The organism is Streptomyces sp. SID5785, assembly GCF_009870065.1.
Lineage (GTDB): Bacteria > Actinomycetota > Actinomycetes > Streptomycetales > Streptomycetaceae > Streptomyces.
Genome location: NZ_WWIA01000249.1, coordinates 1 through 3,290 on the forward strand (window position 1 = coordinate 1; position 3,290 = coordinate 3,290).

At 74.0% G+C, this 3,290-nt stretch carries 3 protein-coding genes; 1 reads left to right on the forward strand and 2 read right to left on the reverse strand.

Annotation, left to right across the window (positions count from 1 at the left end):
• A partial coding sequence (locus GTW43_RS07520; RefSeq protein WP_161300846.1) for an alpha/beta hydrolase occupies positions 1-1,504 on the forward strand: 1,504 nt, incomplete at its 5' end.
• Positions 1,505-1,559: 55 nt separating this feature from the next.
• Here the strand turns inward: GTW43_RS07520 and hemQ are convergent.
• Positions 1,560-2,291, reverse strand: a complete 732-nt coding sequence (gene hemQ, locus GTW43_RS07525) for a hydrogen peroxide-dependent heme synthase (RefSeq protein ID WP_161300847.1) — start codon at positions 2,289-2,291, stop codon at positions 1,560-1,562.
• A gap of 4 nt (positions 2,292-2,295) precedes the next feature.
• The coding region (hemG, locus tag GTW43_RS07530) for a protoporphyrinogen oxidase (protein WP_161300848.1) at positions 2,296-3,290 on the reverse strand (995 nt) is incomplete at its 5' end.

Genomic DNA, 3,290 nt, shown 5'->3' on the forward strand with positions numbered 1-3,290 from the left:
CGAGCGGGCGGCGGCCACCGGGATCCGGTTCGGCGCCTGCCCGGCCGCGGAGCACCTCCCCGAGCCGGTCACCTGCGGCACCGTCACCGTGCCGCTCGACTACGCCCGGCCCGACGGCCGGACGATCCGGCTCACGGTCAGCCGGATCAGGGCCACCGGCCGGGCGGGCGGCGAGAAGGTGGCCCGGCAGGGCTCGTTCGTCTTCAACCCGGGCGGCCCCGGCGGCAACGGCATGTACTTCCCGCTCGCCGGGATGATGTCCGAGTGGAAGCGCATCGGCGCCGCCTACGACCTCGTGGGCTACGCGCCGCGCGGCGTGGGCCGCTCCGCGCCGCTGTCCTGCCGGGACCCGAAGGACCCGAGGGACCCGAACAACACGGCCGGGGGCCCGACGCAGGCGCCGACGTACCCCTCGCAGGCGGACAAGCAGGAACGGATCGCCCGTGCGAAGGCGTACGCGCGCGGCTGTGCGCGGCGCAACCCGGACCTGGAGCACTACACGACGCAGAACAACGCCCGCGACCTCGACGTGCTGCGGGCCGCGCTGGGCGAGCGGCGGCTCACGTACATGGGCGCCTCCTACGGGACGTACATCGGGGCCGTGTACGCGACGCTGTTCCCCTCGCACGTGCGGCGGATGGTCTTCGACTCGGCGGTCGACCCGTCGCCGGGGAACGTCTGGTACGGCAACAACCTCGCGCAGTCGGCCGCGTTCGAGCAGCGATGGGCCGACTTCCGCGCCTGGGTGGCCCGGCACGACGACACGTACGGTCTCGGCACGACGCCCGAGGCGGTGCAGCGCGCGTACGAGGAGGTGCGGGCGGAGCTCGCGCGCACGCCGGCCGGCAAGAAGGTCGGCCCGGGCGAGCTCCAGTCGGCGTTCCTCCAGGCCGGCTACTACGACGACTACTGGCCGCTGCGGGCGCTGGCCCTGTCCGAGTACCGTGCGGGCAACCCGGAGCCGCTGATCGCCCAGGCCGCGCCAGTGTCCTCGGACATCGCGGCGAAGGAGAACGAGAACGCGAGCGCCGTCTACACGGCCGTCGAGTGCAACGACGCGCCCTGGCCGACCGACTTCCGCACCTGGGACCGGGACAACACGCGGCTCGCGCGCGTCGCCCCGTTCGAGACGTGGGACAACGTCTGGACGAACCTGCCCTGCGCCTACTGGAGCGGCCCGCGGCAGCAGCCGACGGACGTGCGGACGCTGCCGGGCGCACTGCCGCCCACGCTGATCCTCGCCGCCGAACGCGACGCGGCGACCCCGTACGCGGGGGCGAAGGAGATGCACCGGCGGATCGCCGGATCGGTGCTCGTGACCGAGCGGGACGCGGGCACGCACGGGATCGGCGGCGGCACCAACGCCTGCGTCAACGGGCACCTGGACGCCTACGTCCTCGACGGGCGGCTGCCCGCACGACGGTCCGCGTCCTGCGCGGCGCACGCCGAACCGGCCCCGCTGGGCTCGGGCGGACCGCCCGAGCGGGCCGTGCGCGCCCGGTGACACAGGTGAGGGGCGGGGCCGCGCGCCCCGCCCCTCACCGCGTGTGCGCTGGTGCTCAGGCCAGTCCGGCGACCAGGTCGGCGACGCTCTTGCGGCGGCCCGTGTAGAAGGGGACCTCCTCGCGCACGTGCCGACGGGCCTCGGAGCCGCGCAGGTGGCGCATGAGGTCGACGATGCGGTCGAGCTCGTCGGCCTCGAAGGCGAGGATCCACTCGTAGTCCCCGAGCGAGAACGAGGCGACCGTGTTGGCCCGCACGTCCGGGTAGCCGCGGGCCATCTTGCCGTGGTCGGCGAGCATCGTGCGGCGCTCGTCGTCGGGGAGCAGGTACCACTCGTAGGAGCGCACGAAGGGGTAGACGGAGACGTAGTTGCGGGGCGTCTCGTCGGCCAGGAAGGCCGGGATGTGCGAGCGGTTGAACTCGGCGGGGCGGTGCAGCGCCATGTTCGACCAGACCGGCTCGAGGGAGCGGCCGAGCTTCGTGCGGCGGAAGAGGTTGTACGCCTCCTGCAGCTGGTCGGCGGTCTCGGCGTGCCACCAGATCATGAGGTCGGCGTCGGCGCGCAGGCCCGACACGTCGTAGGTGCCGCGGATCGTCACGTCCTTCGCGGCGAGCTGGTCGAACAGCTCCTGGACCTCGTCCGCGTAGCCCGCACGGTCCTCCGGCAGGACGTCCTTCAGCCTGAAGACGGACCAGAGGGTGTAGCGGATGACCTCGTTGAGGTCCTTGGCCAGCTTGCCCTTGTTGGGGATCCGGGCGGCCTCGGGGGCCGTGGTGTCGTCGCTCATGCCCTTATTCTCCCGCTCCGCCGTGCAGGCTCTGCACCGGGTTCGCCTCCAGCTCCGTGCGGCCGCTCGCGTCGCCGGAGAGCTCGTCCACGGCGGCGTACGCGCTCGCGATGCAGGCCGGGACGCCGACCCCGTCGTAGGCGGCGCCGCACAGCGCGAGACCGGGCAGCCGGCCGGTGAATCCACGGATCCGGGCGACCCGGTCCGTGTGCCCGACCGGGTACTGGGGCAGTCCGTCCTGCCAGCGCGTGACGTGCGAGGCGACCGGTGCGGCGTCGAGCCCGGTGGCCTCGCGCAGGTCGTGACGGGCCACGTCGACGAGGTCGGCGTCGTCACGGCCGAGGTCCTTCTCGTCGCCGTACCGGCCGACGGAGGTGCGCACCACGGTCAGGCCGGGGTTCTCCCCGGCGATCCAGCCCCACTTGTGGGAGGCGAAGGTGGCGGCCTTGATGGTGTGCCCGTCGACCGGCGGCACGAGGAACCCGCTGCCCTCGGGCAGGCGCGCGGACTCCGTGCGGTAGGCGAGCGTGATCAGGGCCATGGAGGCGTACTCGATGCCGCGCAGCTCCTGGGAGGCCATGGGCGCGGCGGTGCGCAGCAGACCGGCGGCGGGCGCGGCGGGCAGCGCGACGATCACCTGGTCGGCGTCGTAGGTGCGGCCGGACTCGGTGTCGACGCGCCACTGCCGCTCGGTGCCGCGCGCGCCGAGCGTGACGGCGCGCTCGCCGAGGACGATCCGGCCGCCCTTGCGGCGCACCGACTCGGCGACCGCGTCGGGCAGCGTGCCGACGCCGCCCTCGATGCCCATGAAGACCGGGCCGGCCTGCTGGGCGCGGGCGGTCTTCTCCTGGAGCGCGCGGACGGCCGCCGTGAGCGAGCGGTGGTGGCGGGCCTCGGCGAACAGCTGGGGCACGGCGCTGCGCAGGGAGATCCGGTAGGCGTCGCCCGCGTAGACGCCCCCGAGCAGCGGTTCGACGAGACGGTCGACGACCTCGCGGC